This is a genomic window from Clostridium sp. AM34-11AC (genome assembly GCF_003435375.1).
GTDB lineage: Bacteria > Bacillota > Clostridia > Lachnospirales > Lachnospiraceae > Pilosibacter > Pilosibacter fragilis.
This window is the reverse complement of record NZ_QWGL01000103.1, coordinates 1-275: the sequence shown is the minus strand read 5'-3', so window position 1 is coordinate 275 and position 275 is coordinate 1.

The following is a 275-nucleotide window of genomic DNA, read 5'->3' as shown; positions in this document are numbered from 1 at the left end:
GCAAGGTGTCCCCAGATGGCAAGTCCACAAAAGGGTAGCTGGCGGCAGCCAGCGCAGGGGTGCAAAACGTCCAGTGGACGTTTGCCCTGCACCGACCGAAGCGGAGCGGAGACGGCGTAGCGTCCCTTGTTTGATTTGGAGCAGACCATGACTGCGGAAGCCAACATTCTGTCGGCTGCTGCGGCTTTCGCCGAGTGAATATGCAAGCATATTCGTTCGGCTCATTGCTCGCACAAATCACAGCCCTCCGGCGAGGAGCCTTCGGAGAACGCAAT